This window comes from Rhodococcus sp. D-46 (genome assembly GCF_011290655.1).
Taxonomy (GTDB): domain Bacteria; phylum Actinomycetota; class Actinomycetes; order Mycobacteriales; family Mycobacteriaceae; genus Rhodococcus_F; species Rhodococcus_F qingshengii.
In genome coordinates this window covers 340,805-357,660 of sequence record NZ_JAANTF010000009.1, presented here as the reverse complement: position 1 = coordinate 357,660, position 16,856 = coordinate 340,805, and the positions used below count along the sequence as shown (strand labels likewise).

The following is a 16,856-nucleotide window of genomic DNA, read 5'->3' as shown; positions in this document are numbered from 1 at the left end:
TTGCTCGTAACCGAAGTTCACAGAAAACAAGAAGAATTCGGCACGGAATTCGACCTATTTGTCCAGCTGTACTGGTATTTTGACTGAATTGACCGGAAGCTACGGTCCGCGGAAAAAGGTAGCGAGAGAATGACGATCTTCGGCAGGCGTACCGCGGGCATCACCGCGACGGCCTTCGTCTTGGCGACCGTTGTGTCGACAGCACTCCCCGCAGTGGGATCGGCTGCCCCCGTTTCGCTCACCCGCGCGTGCAACTCGGAAATCAACGAAAATTCGATGTCACTCGATCCGGCCGTGATCGACGGTTGGTACGACATCTCGACTGGATCGCCTGGAACGAAAATCAACTCGATCGAGGCGTGGCGGACAGTGCCGGGAGACATCCTCGAGTTTCGCGCATCGGTGACGATCAGAGCCCACGGAAGTCCCGTCCGAGGGACCCTTCGGATCGACGGCGCCGGCTTGACCGGAGATCAGGATTTGATCTCCAGAATGACGTTGACCCAAGATCTCGGCCGGTCAGGGTCAACGGTCACCGACGCTGACGACGGTTCGGTCATCCCCGTACGTGCCAAGCTCGCATTCGACGTCACAACTCCTGGACAAGTCGCGCAGAACCAGACGGTCAACCTCTCGGCAGTCAAGATTGTCTTGGCAGGCGACACCACCGATCCGGGAGGTGAGTGCCCCGGCCCCGGCCCCGGCGGCGGGGGGAATGGAAGCGGTGGCGGAAACGGCAGCGGTGGTGACGGTTCCGGTGGGAACGGTGGGGATTCCGGTGACCCACTTCCCGGTCGTGACGTAGGAAACCGAGTACCAATTTCCCAGATTCCGTCCGGCCCGACTTCTCGTCCGTGACAGCGGCACCTGGATCCACGGCCAGCCGAACGTGGGCCACTGCAGTAGTGGCGACAATGCTCTTGATCGGCGGATGTTCCGACGACGGTGACTCGCCGACCCGCGTCCTCGCGACCGGCCAACAAGATTTACCGCCAGAGATTCGCGCGGTGGTCGACGGTCCGGATGTCCCGACCACGCTGCGCACAGGCAACAGCACCGCTGACATCCTGCCGATCAAGACGACGACGGACGGCTCGCTCATTCCGCCCGAGGATGTCAGTGAGATCGGATGGTGGGCAGATTCGGCATTTCCCGGCTCCGGCGCGGGCACCGTGGTGATCACCGGACACATCAACGACATCTATCAGGGTGACGGTTTCGGAAAGAAGTTCTCGACACTGGAAATCGGCTCGGTCGTGACCGTGGCGGGCGCCGGGGGACAGACCTGGAACTACCGTATCGATGCGGTCGATCACTACGGCAAGGACGGCGAGCTGCCGGTCGAGCGATTGAACAGCCTCGACGGACCCGAAACCCTCGCGCTGATCACCTGCGGCGGCGAGTTCGTCGGTCCGCCGTTCGGATACGAGGACAACGACGTCGCGTGGGGAAGTCCGGTGCCCGCATAGCCGAAAACCAGACGTCGGAACGGTTGATAAACTGGGTCCCGCGTTCGTGGCCATCCACGCACGTTTCGAAAGTCCGAAGAAGGAGATTGTGCTGTGGTTGACCTCGCCTATGTCATCGCTGGGTCCGAAGCGACTGGCGGTGCCGGCCTGCAGGTCGACCTGAAGACGTTCCAGGCATTGGACGTCTACGGCGTAGCGACCACCACATGTATCGTCTCGTTCGATCCCAAGAACAACTGGGGTCATCGCTTCGTACCGATCGCTCCTGACGTGATCGCTGATCAGATCGAGGCTGCGACTGCGGCTCACGATCTGGACGTCGTCAAGATCGGCATGTTGGGCACGCCCGCCACCATCGAGGTTGTGGCAGAGGGCCTGCGTCGGCAGTCCTGGCGCCACGTCGTCCTCGACCCGGTCCTGATCTGCAAGGGCCAGGAGCCCGGCGCGGCTCTCGATACCGATACAGCACTTCGTGATTCGATCCTCCCGCTCGCCACAGTCGTCACACCCAACCTGTTCGAGGCACGCACCCTCGCCGGAATGGACAGCATCGAAAGCGTCGACGACCTCATCGAGGCCGCACGTCGTATCCACGACCTCGGACCCAAGTACGTGCTCGCAAAGGGCGGTGTCGAACTCGCCGGTGGCGACGCCGTCGACGTGTTGTTCGACGGGACCGACGTGACTGTTCTCTCCGCCCCCAAGGTCGGCGAAGAGCGCGTCTCGGGTGCCGGTTGCACGCTGGCCGCCGCAGTGACCGCGGAGCTGGCAAAAGGCGCCGACGTGGGAGAAGCCGTCGCTCTGGCAAAGAAGTTCGTCACGGCGGGCATCGAAGGCCGCGTCTCGGCACACACGCCGTTCGACACCGTCTGGCAGGGCGCGTTCAAGGGATAGGCGCACGGCGGCTCACATCGCCGCGCGCGGCCTGGCAGGATCGAGTGCGTGAGTACTGCGAACCTGAATCGAAGCGAAGTCGCCGAACGATCTCGAGCCATCTCCGTCGCCGGTTACCGGGTGGAGTTGGATCTGCGATCGGCGGTCGACTCCGCCGTGAAGACCTTTTCGACGGTCACGACAATTGATCTGACGTCCTCGGTGGAGTCCACGTGGCTCGATTTCATCGGTGCTGCAGTCGATTCCGTGGACGTCGACGGTGCGTCGATTCCGGTGGAGTACGACGGATCCCGGATCGTGCTGCGCGGACTCGGCGGATCGAACGTCGTTCGGGTGGCAGCTCACGGCAACTACAGCCGTTCCGGTGAAGGGCTGCACCGATTTGTCGACGACGCTGACGATCAGACGTATCTGTACACGCAATACGAGCCTGCCGATGCCAGGCGTGTTTTCGCCTGCTTCGAGCAGCCGGACCTCAAGGCGCCCTTCACATTCGAGGTGACAGTACCTGACGGCTGGGAAGTCCTGTCGAATCAGCCCGCGACCCAGACTCTCTCCGTGGACGGTGCACAACGCGTCACTTTCGCCCCGACGCTGCCGATCTCGACCTACATCACCGCGATCGCGGCCGGGCCGTATCACCGCGTGGCGTCGTCGTGGAGTCGCGGCGAACTCACTGTCGAGTTGGGTGCGCTGTGCCGGGCGTCGTTGGCTCCGTACCTCGATGCGGAGAACGTTTTCGACATCACCCGTCAGGGGTTGGACTTCTACGCCGAGTACTTCGACTATCCGTATCCGTTCGGCAAGTACGACCAGATCTTTGTCCCCGAGTACAACCTCGGCGCCATGGAGAACCCGGGACTGGTGACCTTCACCGAGGCATACGTGTTCCGCGGCACCGCAACCGACGAGCAGCATCAGCGCCGCGCCAACACGATCCTGCACGAAATGGCGCACATGTGGTTCGGCGATCTCGTGACCATGGTCTGGTGGGACGACCTGTGGCTCAAGGAATCCTTCGCCGACTTCATGGGATCGCTGGTCAGCGCCGAAGCTACTCGCTTCACCGATGCCTGGGTGGCATTCGCCATCAAGCGGAAGGCGTGGGCGTACCTCCAAGATCAGCTGCAGACCACGCATCCTATCGTCGCCGACATCGTCGATCTCGAAGCTGCGAAGCTGAACTTCGACGGAATCACCTACGCCAAGGGCGCCAGTGTCCTCAAGCAACTCGTGGCGTTCGTCGGCCGTGACGCGTTCTTCGAAGCGGCACGACGGTACTTCAAGGCCCACGCCTTCGGGAACACCACGCTGGTTGATCTGCTCGACGTGCTCGCGGAGACTTCCGGACGTGATGTGCGCGAATGGGCCCGAATCTGGTTGCAGACCACCGGAGTGTCCACGCTGTCGCTCGACGGAACAGACCTGGTCCAGACGGACCCGAGGCCGCATCGGCTCGCAGTCGGAATCTACGACTACAACGAGTCCGGAGACCTTGTTCGCACCGAACGTGTCGAACTCGACATCACCGAATCACGCACGTCGGTCGACCTTCCGCCCGGAGCACTCACACTGCTCAACGACGAAGACCTCACCTACGCCAAGGTGCGATTGGACGCGGAATCTCTGTCCACTGTCGAGGCATCCCTGGACCGCGTGAGCGATCCGCTTGCGCGCGGGGTGATCTGGTCGTCGCTGTGGAACTCGGTGCGTGATGCGCAGCTCTCGGTGTTCCGGTACCTCGACATGGTGGAACGATTCGCTCCCGCGGAGACAGATCTTGCGATTCTCAGCTCGATCCTGACCGATGCCCAATACGCGGTTCTTCACTACGTTCCGAAAAGCTTGCGGCCCAATGTAAGTGCAGGCTGGTTGGAAACGACCTGGAAGGCGGTGTTCGAAGCCGAACCGGAGTCCGGAAGACAGCTGGCATGGGCACGGGCTCTGTCGGCCGCTGCAGCGGTCAACGATGCTCGCGCCGACGAGGTGCGGTCGATACTCGACGGCACCTGCCCGGGGCCGGTCGGACTGGCTCTCGATCCTGATCTGCGGTGGGCATTGTGGATCGCCCTGTCGGCGACCGGCCATGCGAGTGTGAGCGACTTCGATGGTGAGCTGAGCAAGGACAGCACGTCAGCGGGTCGAACGGCGTACGTCCGCGCCGCGGCGTCGATTCCCGATGTCGAGACCAAGGCGGCTGCCTGGGCGTCGGCGACCACTGACGGCTCACTCTCGAACGACCGCCTGGATGCGACGATCGCCGGATTCCGTTCGGGCACGGACCCGTCGTTGATCGAGGGATATGCGGCAGAGTACTTCTCGTCCCTGGGGAAGTGGTGGTCCGAACGCAGCATCGAGATCGCGCGACGGTTGGTGAACGGGCTCTTCCCGGCAGCTGAAGACACCTCTGCTGCCGATTCCTGGATCCAGGCCAATGCGGAGGCGCCCGCGTCGCTGCGGAGGCTTGTTCTCGAGCGCCGGGATCACCTGGCCCGAGACCTACGTGCCCAGGCATCGAACGCAGTGATCTGACGCCATCAGCTCCGAAATGTCCTGTTCTTGGATATTGTCTAAACAGGGCTGCGACGGGAGACGACGTGCACACGATCACGGATCTGTCGCTGGTCACGGGCCCGGTTCCGCCCGCGGTGACGGTGCTCGGAATTCTGGCACTTCTCTGGCTGATCTTCTCGAGATCGAGGCGTCACGTGCTGATCTCGATTCCGGTCTGCATCGTCGCGGCAATCGCGATCACTCTCGTGCTGTACTGGCTGATCGAGAAGGTGTGGCACCCGTTCCCCGATCCGATTGCCCGTCCGGTCTACGTGTGGATCGGGTTGGGCATTCTCGGCGTGCTGCTGGGTGTTTCGCGGGTATTTGCGGCGACGCGGATCGACGGTCGCGTGCTCACCGTGGTCTCGGTGCTCCTGGTGGTCGTGTCGAGCGCGGCTCACGTGAATCTGCAGTTCCAGTCGTATCCGACGTTGGGAACAGCGCTGGGACTCTCGGACGCGGAGAAGGTTTCACTCGCCGACCTGGACGACGGCAAGGACGGGGCGGTACCGGTTTCGCAATGGAAGGATCCCGCGGACATGCCGTCGGCGGGCAAGGTCAGCACGGTCACGATTGCGGGGACGGTCTCCGGATTCAGCGCCCGCGACGCCGAGATCTACCTACCGCCCGCGTATTTCACCAACCCACGACCGGAGTTGCCGGTGTTGGTCCTGCTGGCCGGCCAACCAGGCGCGCCCGAGGACTGGCTACAGGGCGGACGTCTCGTCCAGACCATGGACGCCTACGCCGCTGCGCATTCGGGCTTGGCTCCCGTTGTCGTCGTTGCTGACGGGACCGGGTCGGAACTGGCGAATCCGCTCTGCGTCGATTCTCAACTCGGGAACGTCGCGACGTACCTTTCGCGCGATGTTCCCGACTGGGTGCGCGGGAACCTCCAGGTGGATCCCGACCCGAGGAAGTGGGCGATCGGGGGACTTTCCTACGGCGGTACCTGCGCGTTCCAGATGGCGACTAACTTCCCCGCGGTCTATCCGACGTTCCTGGATCTGTCCGGTCAGATCGAACCCACACTCGGCGATCGCAAGCAGACGGTCGATGCAGCGTTCGGCGGCAATGAAGCCGCGTTCGTGGCAGTGAATCCGCAGGATCTGCTCCGGGAGAAGAAGTTCCCCGACAGCGCCGGGGTGTTCGTGGTCGGCAAACAGGACAACGACTACCGCCCAGGTCTTCAAACGCTCTACGAAGCCGCAAAGGCCGCAGGGATGGACGTCCAGTACGCCGAGGTCGACGGAGGGCACAGCTTCCAGGTGTGGTCGGCTGGATTGGCGAGTCAATTAGGTTGGCTGGGAACGCGACTCGGCCTGCCCGGATGAACGATCGTCCGGAAGTTCCGAAGACCCGATGATCAGCGGGTGAATTCTTCCGGTCGCCCCGGCTTCGGAGCCCAATCCCTGCGGATCCGCCACACTCGCGAGCCGAAGGTCGAGTGCGCCGGTCCATTCTCGGGTCAATTGCGCATCGAGTGCGTCGACGCGCTCGAGTAGCGGAGGGTGCTGGTCCGGCGGGCAGGCTTCGAGCAAGGTTGCGAATACCGCGCGTAGACGACGCTGGACCTGCGCGGAATTGGTACTGAAGTGCCGGATCTCGTCGGTGGCGACGGACACGTAATCGGTCCAGGTGCGTTGCTGCCCTCTGATCAGCGTGAGATCCGAGGTTGATGTGTCGAAGCGGACCCGCGGGGCGAGAAGTACCAGAAGATCTTCGATGTGGTCGAGAGCCTGGACGGCTCGGCCCGGGTCGTTGATGGCGGGTGACAGTGCCTTGAGCGCGATGTCCACGATCGACTGCAGCGCTGCACCGGGGCTGACGACCGGGCTGTGCGTGTCACCGAAGATCAAGCACGACATCAAGGTGTCCGGGCGTACCTTCAGCGAGGGTCCGCGTACCTCGAAGAGGGGCGCGTTCTGGGCGACGAACTCGCCGATGCTGGGGACGACTTCGACCGAGACGTCCCAGCGGCCGGCCAACCGCTGCAGTCGTGCGAGATCGATCGCCAGCAGAATCCGGCCGTCGGGTGAGAGGTGGCGCAGGCGAATCACCAGTGCGTCGGCGCTCTCGGAGTTCTCGGACTCGCGCGGTTGGGGTAGGGGGAGCGGCTGACTGGGTTTCGGTGCGCCAGAGGGCAGGTCCTCGTATAGCGGATAGGCACGAATCGTCGCGCTCCGGCCCTGGGCCGCTATCCAACGCAGCAACCGACTGGAATTGAGAATCGACCCGACCTTCGCCACCAACGCGATGAACAGGATCGCACTGGCCAATGCCAGAAGCAGTGCGATCGCCGTGGAGATGGTCGGTGAGGAATTCTCCGAATCGAGCGCCAGATCGAGCGCAATGATCAACGAGAAGACGAACGTGGCCAGAAACATGCCGATCGACCACCGCATCACTCGCTGTTGCGCAAGCATCGGGACCACCCGCACCGAAATCTGCGAGGCGCCGAACTGCATTGCGAGGGTGATGGCGGTGAACACCAGACCGGTGAGAGTGATCATCCCGCCGGCGATGACGCTGAGCAGCGTCGCGGTGGCCCCGGCGTCGACGCCCTCGGAAATGGTACCGACGTCGCCGTCGCTGACCAGGTCTCCGTCGATCCCGACGAGGATGTTCGCGGTGACGACGGACAGGACGACGAGGATCACGGGGAGACGCCAGACGGGGACTGTTCGTAGTCGTCGGCGAGTTCGACGCCAGCGAATTCTGTCCGAGAGCCGCCGCGACAATCCGACCTTCGACGTGGGGGTTGTGGTGTCGACGACGGGGAGCGGTGGTGGGGGCGGGGGAGTGGAACCGAAACTTCCCGACACCGTTTCCTGAACGTAGATCTTCGCGTGGATCATCGGCTCGCGATAACGCTGTTCACGGGCCACTGCCCGGCTCATCTTCGCCGGCTTGTCGCGGTAACGCGAGCGCGCCCACGGGGCACCCGGGCGACTCAACCGAATTGCTCCGATCAACAGAAGTGGGGTGAAGAACAGCCCGATCGAGCCGGTCCAGAGTTTGCCCTTCATCAACGTGATCACGGCGAGTCCGAGTTGGATGACGATCGCGACGACAACGCCGATCAACGTCGCCAGGCTACGGTCCTGCTCGTACGGGTCGAACTCTCCCGCGAACCCGATCGGGTGGACCCCGAGAAGGAAAAGGAACGAGATCGCGATGGCAACGAACACCGCGTCGATGGACGAGCGACCCTCCTCGGCCCAGTAGACATCGCGCAGATGCAACACGAGCGCGTACTCGTCGAGGACCAACGCGCTGCCGATACCGAACACCGACGCGAGAACACAATTGGCGATCGGGGTGTGATAGTCGGCCAGAGCGATGAAGGCGAAGCCGGACACGAGCATCATCATCAAACCGAAAACCATGTGGTGGATGTGCATTCCACCGGGCGTGACGTTGCCTGGCCACCACGAGACCTCGGCCCGGATCATCCGGACGCTGAAGCGGATGAACAGGAACGTCAGGACAAAGGCGAGTAGGAGGAAGAACAGCGGGAGCCTGCCGGTGTCGACGACCGTGTGCTCGAACCAGGACCGCACGGCGTCAACTCTTGCTGGTGGCGAGCTTGATCAGCTGAGGAGCCGTTGCGTCGGGCAGGTAGGCACGCGTCAGTGCGATTCCGATCCGAGGCAGGTCGGCCTCGTCGCGGAAACACAGGAAAACGGGTTCGTACCTCGGCTTGAACTTCTTCTTGAACGCGTGAAGAGACCGGAAGCCGTAGAGCGGTTCCATCGCGGCTCCGAGCATGTCCAGCAGGCGGTCCATCGATGCGGCGTCGGCGCCGTCGTCGCTGCGGGCGAGCGGTGCTCCGGACAGTGAGACGAATTGGGCACCTTGTTCTTTGAACTCGAGGGCCGACGATGCGATGAGGAACTCGACCACCGGACGGAACCCGTCGGGACGTCGACGCATGACGTCGAGTGTCCAACCCTGAACCACGCCGCCTTCGCCGTACACCGGCAACCACGAGGTGACGCCGTGAATGCTTCCGGTCGGGTCGACGGCCAAGCCGACCCGGACGTCGCGGTCGAGCGCCTCCTCGACGCTTCCGAGGGTGAACCCCATCTCGGGTAGCCCCTTGTCGCCCACCCATTCCTCGGAGATGGCGCGCACCTGAGCCAATACGGAGAACGGCTCGTCGGCCAATGTTGTCATCCGGAAGGTGATGTCGTCCTTCTTGGCCTTGTTGAGCGCCGAGCGGATGTCCTGCCAGGATTTACCGGTGAACTGCAGTTCTGGTAGGTCGACGATCGTGTCTTCGGCGACCTGAACGGTGCGCCAGCCACGCCGGGTGGCGGCGTCGGCTGTCTCCTTCCCCACGGAGAACAAGCAGGGAGTGAGGCCGTTGGCTTCGGACATCGTCGTGAATTCGTCGACCGCTGCGGCAAGTCGGTCGGGGCTCGCTATCGGATCGGCCAGGACCACGACGACACCGACATGCCGTTGGAATGCAACGACGCTCTCACCCGACTCGCCGAAGTAGTAACTGTTGCCGTCCCACGTCGTCATCCACGACATGGTTCCGCCGCCGTGTCGTTTGAGCAGTTCCCGAGCGGCGGCGCGCGGATCGTTCCCGGACAACGGCCCGCCTCGAATCTTGCGCCGCATCGGTACGTGAAAAGCGTGGCGGCCCTTGATCAACAAGATGAGTTCGAGAAGCCAGAGCAGCGCGGTACCGACCGTGACGGCGCCGGCGCTCTCGTAGTCGAAGAAGATGACCGAGACGAGGACGAGGGCGGTGGCCAAGACCGTCAGTGAACCGAACACCACGGCAACCCACCAGGCCCAGCGGCGACCTCGTCGCAACTGGTCCGCGATCAGGGCAACGATGACCACGTCGATCAATGCCGTCCAGCCCGAACCGGTTTCGGCTTCCGTCGGCCCGAACGGTCCGCTTCCGGGGAACAGCCAGACGGCGATCTCGACCACGCCGATCAGGAGCAGGCCGATGAATCCGAGCAGGCGGATCTCGCGTCGCGTTCGGGGGATGAACCCGCGCGCTCCGTCGCCGAAGAACTTCTCGCCCACCGGCAGGAATATCGCGACCGCGATGAGGTGCTGCACGTCGGCGAGGCGGCCTTCGAAGAGGAACGCGATCGCAATGTACGCACACAGAATGGCGCGGACTCGCATTCGCCAGGGCGAGCGGAGTGTTGCTGTGGTCGCGGCGAGTGCGGCGATGATTGCGGTGGTCACGCCGACGTCGCGGTGGGTGGCGAGGTTGCGAGCCCAATCCCAGTCGGTGTGGCTGCCCGCCCAGAGGAGGAGCGATGCACCGAGTTCGCCCGCCAACTGACCGCTGATCGTGACGATGGCCGCGTTCTTGGTTCCCAGGCGCCATTCGCACCAGCCGACCGCGAAGGCAAAAACGACGATGATCGAAACATACTGACCCGGCGTCAATCCGAAGAACCACCCCGTGACGAGAGTCCACCACTTGCCTTCCTGCAAGGCAGGAACTCCGTAGGCGATGTCGTTGAACCACGAGTAGGTACGGACGTGATTCCACAGGGCGCCGGTCGCGATCCCGACGACGGTGATGGTGAGCACGACGCTCGCGGTGAACGGCACACGCCGCAGGACGCTCAGCGTGTCGGAGGCAAAGCGAGAGGCCCGATTCGACGCGCCCGGCGCGCTCTGGTCGGTCTGCGGGGTGGGGGTCTGGGACTGCTCAGCCATCGAGGTTCTCTTCTCGCCATGCCGCACGGTGGATTCTGCCTGTTCAGCATGACAGGAATACAGACCGATAATCAGGCGAAGCGGCCAAAATGGACCAGACTGGCTGAGGGTCTCAGTCTCGTGGCGCTACTGTCGAGCCATGGTGAACGGAGATTTACTGAATCGGGACCACGTGGTCGCCTCACTTGCCGCTTTCGAACCTCGGTCGGTCGAATTGGACGGAAGGCGCTCGGCGTCGGTGGTCATCGTCGTCATGCGGACTGCGGACGGAACACCAGTGTTCCCGGTGACGAAGCGGCCGAGCAAGATGCGCGCCCACCCCGGTCAATTCGCGTTGCCGGGCGGAAGCGTCGACCCGGGCGAGTCGTCCGAACAGGCAGCGGTTCGGGAACTTTCCGAGGAGCTGGGTGTCGACGTTCCCGAGTCGAAGATCATCGGCCGGCTCGACGACTACGTCACTCGTTCGGGATTCGTGATCCGGCCGTTCGTCATGTGGTCGGGCGACGACATCGGGGGACTGGTACCCAATCCCGACGAGGTGGCCCAGGTGTATGCCGTCACGTCGGAGGAGCTCGACGTGGACTCGCGCTTCGTCACCATCGAGGAGTCACCGAACCCGGTGATCCAATGGCCGTTCCGAACGAGCTTGATCCATGCGCCGACCGGAGCCGTCATCTATCAGTTCCGCGAAGTGCTGAACGGACGGCACACGCGCATCGACAAGCTCGAGCAGCCGGTGTTCGCCTGGAGATAAGGGCAGCTCGACACGCTCGGGACAGTTCAGGCTACGGCGCCTCGGCGAATAGTCCGTCGTGCTGTGGAAAGCTGGCCGCACGGCAATCGAACGACGCGAGGTGTGTGCAGTGAACTCTGGCGAACAAGAACCGATCCCCACGGATCGGATTCTCACTGTTCCCAACGTGCTCAGTATCGTGCGTCTACTCGCTCTGCCACTGTTCGCCTACCTGCTGCTCGTCACGCACTCGGACGGCTGGGCATTGGCGCTGCTGATGCTCAGCGGGTTCACCGACTGGCTCGACGGCAAGCTGGCCAGAGTGCTCGGACAGACCTCGCGTCTGGGAGCGCTTCTCGACCCGCTGGTCGATCGTCTGTACGTCGTGACGACACTGGTCACCTTCGTTGCCCGCGATTTCATTCCCTGGTGGGTCGCAGCGATACTCATCGGCCGTGATCTTCTGCTTGCGTTGACGCTGCCGATCTACCGCAGGCGTGGCCTGCCACCGCCCGAGGTGGTTTATCTCGGCAAGGCTGCGACCTTCCTACTGATGTTCGCGCTGCCGTTGATTCTTGCCGGGCACGGAGACTGGGCCATCGGACCGTTCACCCATGCCTTCGGTTTCGCTTTCCTGATCTGGGGAACCGTCCTGTACGTGTGGACTGCCGCGATCTACGTGCTCAAGGCCGTTGACGTTGCGCGAACCCACGAGGTCGTGCCCCGATGAAGTCGACCGGGGAGGACGTCCGTCGTAACCCGGTACCGTCGCTGCTTCGGTCACTCATGACCGAACATCTCGACCCGGGCTACGAGGCAACTGCATTCGAACGCCAGCACGAGCACACCAAGAACAGATCCTCGAAGACGGGGCCGTGGCTGGCCCTCGGCGCACTGTTGATCGGGTTCATCGTCACGGTCTCGGCTGTTCAGGCGACGAAGCAGGTGACCGGCACCGAAGAGGTTCGAAGCGAGTTGGTGGCGAAGGTCCGTGATGCGGAGGATCGAATCGATTCACTGGCCGCGTCCCGCGATTCACTCGGCGGCGCCGTCGACGCCGCGCGCGGCGTGGCGCTCGAAGGCGATGCACGCGGCAGCGCCGTCCTCGACCAACTGCGAGCGGTCGAATCCGGCGCAGGAGCCGAAGCTGTTCACGGGGAGGGACTGGTGGTGACGTTGACCGACCCGGCCGGACGCCCGAACCTCTCGGATGCGTCGCAACGGAGTGTCGGCGGTAAGACAGTTGTCCTCGATCGCGATCTGCAGACCGTCGTAAACGCCCTGTGGGCTGGGGGAGCGGAGGCGATCGCCGTCGGCGGCGTGCGAATCGGGCCGACGGTGACCATTCGTCAGGCGGGCGGCGCGATGCTCGTCGACAACCAACCTGTTTTCTCCCCGTACCTCGTCGAGGCGATCGGAGACACGCGAGCACTGCAGCGGAAATTCGTCGTCAGCGACGCCTACGTGAGAATGTCTAGCGTCTCGCAACTGTACGGAGTCGGTTTCGCGGTGGCCGAAGACGATTCGTTGACTCTGCCGCCTGCGGCGCCTCGCGCCGTCCGAGTGGCAACAGAACCAACAGAACCCAAGTGACAGAAGGAGTTCGATGAAGGCCGGTTCCGCCCTGTACGGACTCGCAGCACTGGTCGTCGGCATCGTCCTGGGCGTAGTTTTCAGCCCGCAGGTGCCCGACGTGATCCAGCCCTATCTTCCGATCGCTGTCGTTGCGGCGCTCGACGCCGTCTTCGGTGGACTACGCGCGTATCTGGACGAAATCTTCGACGCGAAGGTGTTCGTGGTTTCCTTCGTCTTCAACGTGCTCGTCGCGTCGTTGATCGTCTGGCTCGGTGATCAGTTGGGTGTCGGTACTCAACTCTCGACGGCGATCGTCGTCGTGTTGGGTATCCGGATCTTCGGCAACGCAGCGGCATTGCGACGCCGACTGTTCGGAGCGTGAGTCATGGCGGAACATTCCACGACCGAACCGGAAGAAGAACCTCCCGTCACCACTGCGGGTGAAGGTCGTCACGAGTTGCGTTCACCGTCCAAACACCGCACCAACGTCGTCTTCGCAATCCTCGCTGCTGTGCTGTTGGGCGTGCTCGGCGTTGCGATTGCCACACAGGTACGCAGCACAGTGGCCGGAGATTCACTCGACGCCGCGCGCCCTGCCGACCTCCTGGTGGTTCTCGACAATTTGAATCGACGCGAAGCCGCGCTGAGGCAGGAAGTCGCGAATCTTCAGGAATCGCTTGCCACTTTGGAAGCCGGTGGCAACACGGGAGCAGCGCTGGACGAGGCGCGGGCGCGGCTGACCTCACTCTCCATTCAAGTGGGGACCGCTCCGGCCACTGGACCGGGTGTGACGATGACCCTGACAGATCCGGCGGGCGGCGTCGGATCGGAAGTGATTCTCGATCTCATCCAGGAACTGCGTGCTGCCGGTGCCGAAGCCGTCTCGATCGCAGGTGCGAACGGCGAACCCATTCGTATCGGCGTGAACTCGTGGGTGAGTGGGCGCGGCGGCGAGATCGAATTGGACGGAACCCGGATCGAGCAGCCGTACACTGTGACCGCGATCGGAGATCCGCCGACATTGGCGGCAGCGTTGAACATTCCCGGAGGCGTCTTCGACAATGTCGCACGCAATGGCGGAACGTCGTCCGTCGAGCAATCGCAGCAGGTCACGATCTCCGTCTTGCGACAATTGAATCCGCGCCAATACGCTCAACCCGGAAATTGATCTTTTTGCGTCCGACTTTCGGACGGCCTGTGAAAGGAAGCCACTGTGAGTGAGCTCGATACACCTACCGATCTGCGCTACACCGCGGAGCACGAGTGGGTGAAGCGAACCGGCCCGACCTCAGTTCGAGTCGGTATCACCGACTTTGCTCAGTCGCAGCTCGGTGACGTCGTGTTCGTCCAGCTTCCCGCTGTCGACGAAGACGTGACCGCCGGTGAATCGCTCGGTGAGGTCGAGTCGACCAAGAGCGTCTCCGACATCTTTGCTCCGTTCACTGCGAAAGTTCTTGCAGCGAACGGTGAATTGGACGGACAGCCCGACCTCGTCAACACCGACCCGTACGACACGGGTTGGTTGGTCGAACTCGAGGTTGCCGACGAGGCCACACTCGACGCCGCACTCGCGGCAACTCTGGACGCGGAGGCATACAAGGGACTCACGTCCGAGTAGAAAACCTGCGCGTGGACCGGCCAACTCGTGTTGTGTCGCGGCCTGTCTCGCTGCACACGGCGGTCTGCGCAGGGTACGGTCGTTAGGTACGCATGTGCCGAGTCGGGGCGCAGGGCCGTATCGAACGTGACTGTGAAAGATGCTCGTGAAGAAAGTGCACTGCGTAGTCCAGTGATTCATGATCTGGATGATTGACCCAGGAGGAGAAACAGTGAGCGAGAACGGTAACGACGCGGGCTATGGGGAGTCGCCGGCGGAGACCACTTCGGTTTTCCGCGCGGACTTCCTCAATGAGCTCGACAACACCTCCTCTGCAGCACCGGCCGCCGAGCAGCCGGTTTCGGGTGTGGAAGGCCTTCCCGCCGGAGCCGCACTTCTGGTGGTCAAGCGGGGACCGAATGCAGGATCCCGCTTCTTGCTCGATCAGCCGACGACGTCGGCAGGTCGGCACCCGGACAGCGACATCTTCCTGGACGACGTGACCGTCAGCCGTCGTCACGCCGAGTTCCGTCAGGAAGATGCAGATTTCCACGTCGTCGACGTCGGAAGCCTCAACGGCACCTACGTCAACCGTGAGCCTGTCGATTCGGCAGTTCTCGCGAATGGTGACGAGGTTCAGATCGGCAAGTTCCGTCTGGTGTTCCTCACCGGCCCTCGTGCCGGCGGTTCGCAGGTCGGCGAGTCGTCAGCAGGTGCGGGTAGCTAATGACGGCAGTGCGGCAGCAGAGCCAGCCCGGAATGTCGATTGGTTCCGTGCTGGATCGGTTGCGTCCAGATTTTCCCGACGTGACGATTTCGAAGATCCGTTTCCTCGAGTCCGAGGGCTTGATCAGCCCGCAACGGACACCGTCGGGATACCGCAGATTCTCTGTCGAGGACTGCGAGCGTCTTCGCTTCGTGCTGACCGCTCAACGCGATCAGTACCTGCCGCTCAAAGTGATCAAAGAACAACTCGAAGCGATCGACAGTGGCGCAGCGACGGTGAGTGCAGAAGTTCCTGCGCCTCGTCGTGCTCGCGTCCTGTCGATCGCTACGGGCGATGTCTCACCCGAGGCGTTCCGGGTCGATCGCGAAGTTCGAGTCGGTCGTCAGGATCTTCTCGCGCGCGCTGACATCGACGATCGGTTTCTGACCGATCTGATCCGCACCGGTTTGGTCGTTCCCGGCGCGGCGGGCTTCTTCGACGAGGATGCCGTGACGTTGGCGCGCACCGCTAAGGCGATGTCCGAGTACGGCTTGGAGGTTCGCCATCTGCGCGCGTTCAAGTTGGCTGCTGATCGCGAAGCGGGACTGGTGACTCAGATCGCCGGACCGGTTGCCAAGGGTCGTGACGCCGGAGCACGTGATCGTGCCGAGGAAATGGTGCGGGAGCTGGCAGCTCTGTCACTGACTTTGCACACGTGTCTGGTCAAATCGGCAGTTCGGGGAAGTCTCGATCGCTGAGTTCCTCGATCAGCGGGGCACACTCGAATAGAATTTCAGTACGACCGCATCGGAGTCGGTCGGCTGGATCACGTCAGGTTGGAGGCAAGCTCGATGGGCGAAATGCGTGTGATCGGAGTTCGTGTCGAGCAGCCTCAGAATCAGCCGGTCCTGTTGCTGCGAGAGTCCGACGGCGATCGGTACCTGCCGATCTGGATCGGGCAAACCGAAGCTACCGCGATTGTTCTCGAACAACAGGGAGTCGAGCCGGCGCGGCCGCTGACTCACGACCTGATCAAGATCTTGATCGAATCTTTCGGTCGGAGCCTCAAGGAAGTTCGGATCGTGGACCTGCAAGAGGGCACTTTCTACGCGGATCTCGTCTTCGACGAGCAGACCACTGTCTCGGCACGTCCGTCGGACTCGATTGCATTGGCCCTGCGCATCGGCGTTCCGATCTTCGCGTCGGAGGCTGTTCTCGCCGAGGCCGGTCTGGTCATTCCCGACGAGCGCGAAGACGAGGTCGAGAAGTTCAAGGAATTCCTCGACACCATCTCGCCGGACGATTTCAAAGCCACTGATGGTTAGCCTGAATTGACTGGTTGCGGACTTTAGTCTTCAACTCTCAAGTAGAGGTTGAGTCTCGGTCGGCGTGTTGCGTTGACCATGCACCCTCCTGGACTTACCGTTGCGTGCGGTGGAGATCTTCTCGCCTTGTCGATCGAGGCGTACTCTGGGTAAGTCCACTCATGGAATTACCTGCCTTGGATTCACATCTGAAAGTTCGGTCGGCACGGGATTCTCGTGACTGCTGATAGCACAGGTTGGTTACATGATGGCGAAGCGAGAGGGAGACGGCAGTGGAAGAACAGTCGAATGAGCGCGGGAC

General features: G+C 62.7%; 16 protein-coding genes. 14 read left to right on the top strand and 2 right to left on the bottom strand.

Translation table 11 applies throughout. From position 1 onward, the window contains the following. Positions 1-129 precede the first annotated feature (129 nt). From G9U53_RS24480 to G9U53_RS24460, 5 genes are all read left to right on the top strand, one after another. Positions 130-858 carry a hypothetical protein gene (locus G9U53_RS24480; protein ID WP_165639297.1) on the top strand — a complete coding sequence of 243 codons (729 nt, stop codon included), beginning with the start codon at positions 130-132 and terminating at the stop codon, positions 856-858. Continuing rightward, a complete protein-coding gene (locus G9U53_RS24475) occupies positions 855-1,469 on the top strand; it encodes a class F sortase (RefSeq protein WP_347570824.1) in 615 nt (204 codons plus the stop codon). The genes G9U53_RS24480 and G9U53_RS24475 overlap by 4 nt, the downstream gene beginning before the upstream one ends. Before the next feature lie 93 nt (positions 1,470-1,562). Beyond that, positions 1,563-2,363 carry a bifunctional hydroxymethylpyrimidine kinase/phosphomethylpyrimidine kinase gene (thiD, locus tag G9U53_RS24470; protein ID WP_003946192.1) on the top strand — a complete coding sequence of 267 codons (801 nt, stop codon included), beginning with the start codon at positions 1,563-1,565 and terminating at the stop codon, positions 2,361-2,363. Between the two features lie 48 nt (positions 2,364-2,411). Continuing rightward, on the top strand, positions 2,412-4,895 hold the full coding sequence (gene pepN, locus G9U53_RS24465) for an aminopeptidase N (protein WP_165639296.1): 2,484 nt from the start codon (positions 2,412-2,414) through the stop codon (positions 4,893-4,895). A gap of 65 nt (positions 4,896-4,960) precedes the next feature. Further along, positions 4,961-6,250, top strand: a complete 1,290-nt coding sequence (locus G9U53_RS24460; RefSeq protein ID WP_165639295.1) for an alpha/beta hydrolase-fold protein — start codon at positions 4,961-4,963, stop codon at positions 6,248-6,250. Here G9U53_RS24460 and G9U53_RS24455 read toward each other — a convergent pair. Further along, a complete protein-coding gene (locus G9U53_RS24455) occupies positions 6,212-8,479 on the bottom strand; it encodes a DUF2254 family protein (protein ID WP_165639294.1) in 2,268 nt (755 codons plus the stop codon). The genes G9U53_RS24460 and G9U53_RS24455 overlap by 39 nt on opposite strands. Positions 8,480-8,483: 4 nt before the next feature. After that, positions 8,484-10,619 (bottom strand): DUF2156 domain-containing protein, encoded by a 2,136-nt coding sequence (locus tag G9U53_RS24450; RefSeq protein ID WP_165639293.1) that lies wholly within the window; start codon positions 10,617-10,619, stop codon positions 8,484-8,486. A gap of 139 nt (positions 10,620-10,758) precedes the next feature. Between G9U53_RS24450 and G9U53_RS24445 the strand changes: the two genes are divergently transcribed. The 9 genes from G9U53_RS24445 to G9U53_RS24405 all read left to right on the top strand — a co-directional run bounded on the left by G9U53_RS24445 (position 10,759) and on the right by G9U53_RS24405 (position 16,555). After that, positions 10,759-11,373: a CoA pyrophosphatase gene (locus G9U53_RS24445; RefSeq protein WP_070161064.1), complete on the top strand. Its 615-nt coding sequence runs from the start codon at positions 10,759-10,761 to the stop codon at positions 11,371-11,373. Between the two features lie 109 nt (positions 11,374-11,482). Then, positions 11,483-12,082, top strand: a complete 600-nt coding sequence (locus G9U53_RS24440) for a CDP-alcohol phosphatidyltransferase family protein (RefSeq protein WP_030537518.1) — start codon at positions 11,483-11,485, stop codon at positions 12,080-12,082. Further along, positions 12,079-12,945, top strand: a complete 867-nt coding sequence (locus G9U53_RS24435; RefSeq protein ID WP_003946177.1) for a DUF881 domain-containing protein — start codon at positions 12,079-12,081, stop codon at positions 12,943-12,945. The genes G9U53_RS24440 and G9U53_RS24435 overlap by 4 nt, the downstream gene beginning before the upstream one ends. 13 nt (positions 12,946-12,958) lie before the next feature. Further along, the gene (locus G9U53_RS24430) at positions 12,959-13,309 is read left to right on the top strand and encodes a DUF1290 domain-containing protein (protein ID WP_003946178.1); all 351 of its coding nucleotides are present in this window, start codon (positions 12,959-12,961) and stop codon (positions 13,307-13,309) included. A gap of 3 nt (positions 13,310-13,312) precedes the next feature. Beyond that, complete coding sequence (locus G9U53_RS24425; protein ID WP_165639292.1) at positions 13,313-14,095, top strand: DUF881 domain-containing protein; 783 nt, start codon at positions 13,313-13,315, stop codon at positions 14,093-14,095. 45 nt (positions 14,096-14,140) lie between these two features. Continuing rightward, positions 14,141-14,545, top strand: coding sequence for a glycine cleavage system protein GcvH (gene gcvH, locus G9U53_RS24420; RefSeq protein WP_003946160.1), 405 nt, complete (start codon positions 14,141-14,143; stop codon positions 14,543-14,545). 211 nt (positions 14,546-14,756) lie between these two features. Further along, positions 14,757-15,251 (top strand): glycogen accumulation regulator GarA, encoded by a 495-nt coding sequence (garA, locus tag G9U53_RS24415; protein ID WP_003946166.1) that lies wholly within the window; start codon positions 14,757-14,759, stop codon positions 15,249-15,251. Next, complete coding sequence (locus tag G9U53_RS24410; protein WP_003946161.1) at positions 15,251-15,988, top strand: MerR family transcriptional regulator; 738 nt, start codon at positions 15,251-15,253, stop codon at positions 15,986-15,988. Before garA ends, G9U53_RS24410 begins: the two co-directional genes overlap by 1 nt. 93 nt (positions 15,989-16,081) lie before the next feature. After that, positions 16,082-16,555, top strand: a complete 474-nt coding sequence (locus tag G9U53_RS24405; RefSeq protein WP_003946194.1) for a bifunctional nuclease family protein — start codon at positions 16,082-16,084, stop codon at positions 16,553-16,555. The last annotated feature ends 301 nt before the right edge of the window (positions 16,556-16,856 follow it).

What these genes read in the sequence shown, in the direction of transcription:
- G9U53_RS24430 (WP_003946178.1), top strand. Translation starts at nt 12,959, where the DNA reads ATGAAGGCCGGTTCCGCCCTGTACGGACTCGCAGCACTGGTCGTCGGC.
- G9U53_RS24405 (WP_003946194.1), top strand. Translation starts at nt 16,082, where the DNA reads ATGGGCGAAATGCGTGTGATCGGAGTTCGTGTCGAGCAGCCTCAGAAT.
- G9U53_RS24410 (WP_003946161.1), top strand. Translation starts at nt 15,251, where the DNA reads ATGACGGCAGTGCGGCAGCAGAGCCAGCCCGGAATGTCGATTGGTTCC.
- G9U53_RS24445 (WP_070161064.1), top strand. Translation starts at nt 10,759, where the DNA reads ATGGTGAACGGAGATTTACTGAATCGGGACCACGTGGTCGCCTCACTT.
- G9U53_RS24450 (WP_165639293.1), bottom strand. Translation starts at nt 10,619, where the DNA reads ATGGCTGAGCAGTCCCAGACCCCCACCCCGCAGACCGACCAGAGCGCG.
- G9U53_RS24435 (WP_003946177.1), top strand. Translation starts at nt 12,079, where the DNA reads ATGAAGTCGACCGGGGAGGACGTCCGTCGTAACCCGGTACCGTCGCTG.
- G9U53_RS24425 (WP_165639292.1), top strand. Translation starts at nt 13,313, where the DNA reads ATGGCGGAACATTCCACGACCGAACCGGAAGAAGAACCTCCCGTCACC.
- G9U53_RS24480 (WP_165639297.1), top strand. Translation starts at nt 130, where the DNA reads ATGACGATCTTCGGCAGGCGTACCGCGGGCATCACCGCGACGGCCTTC.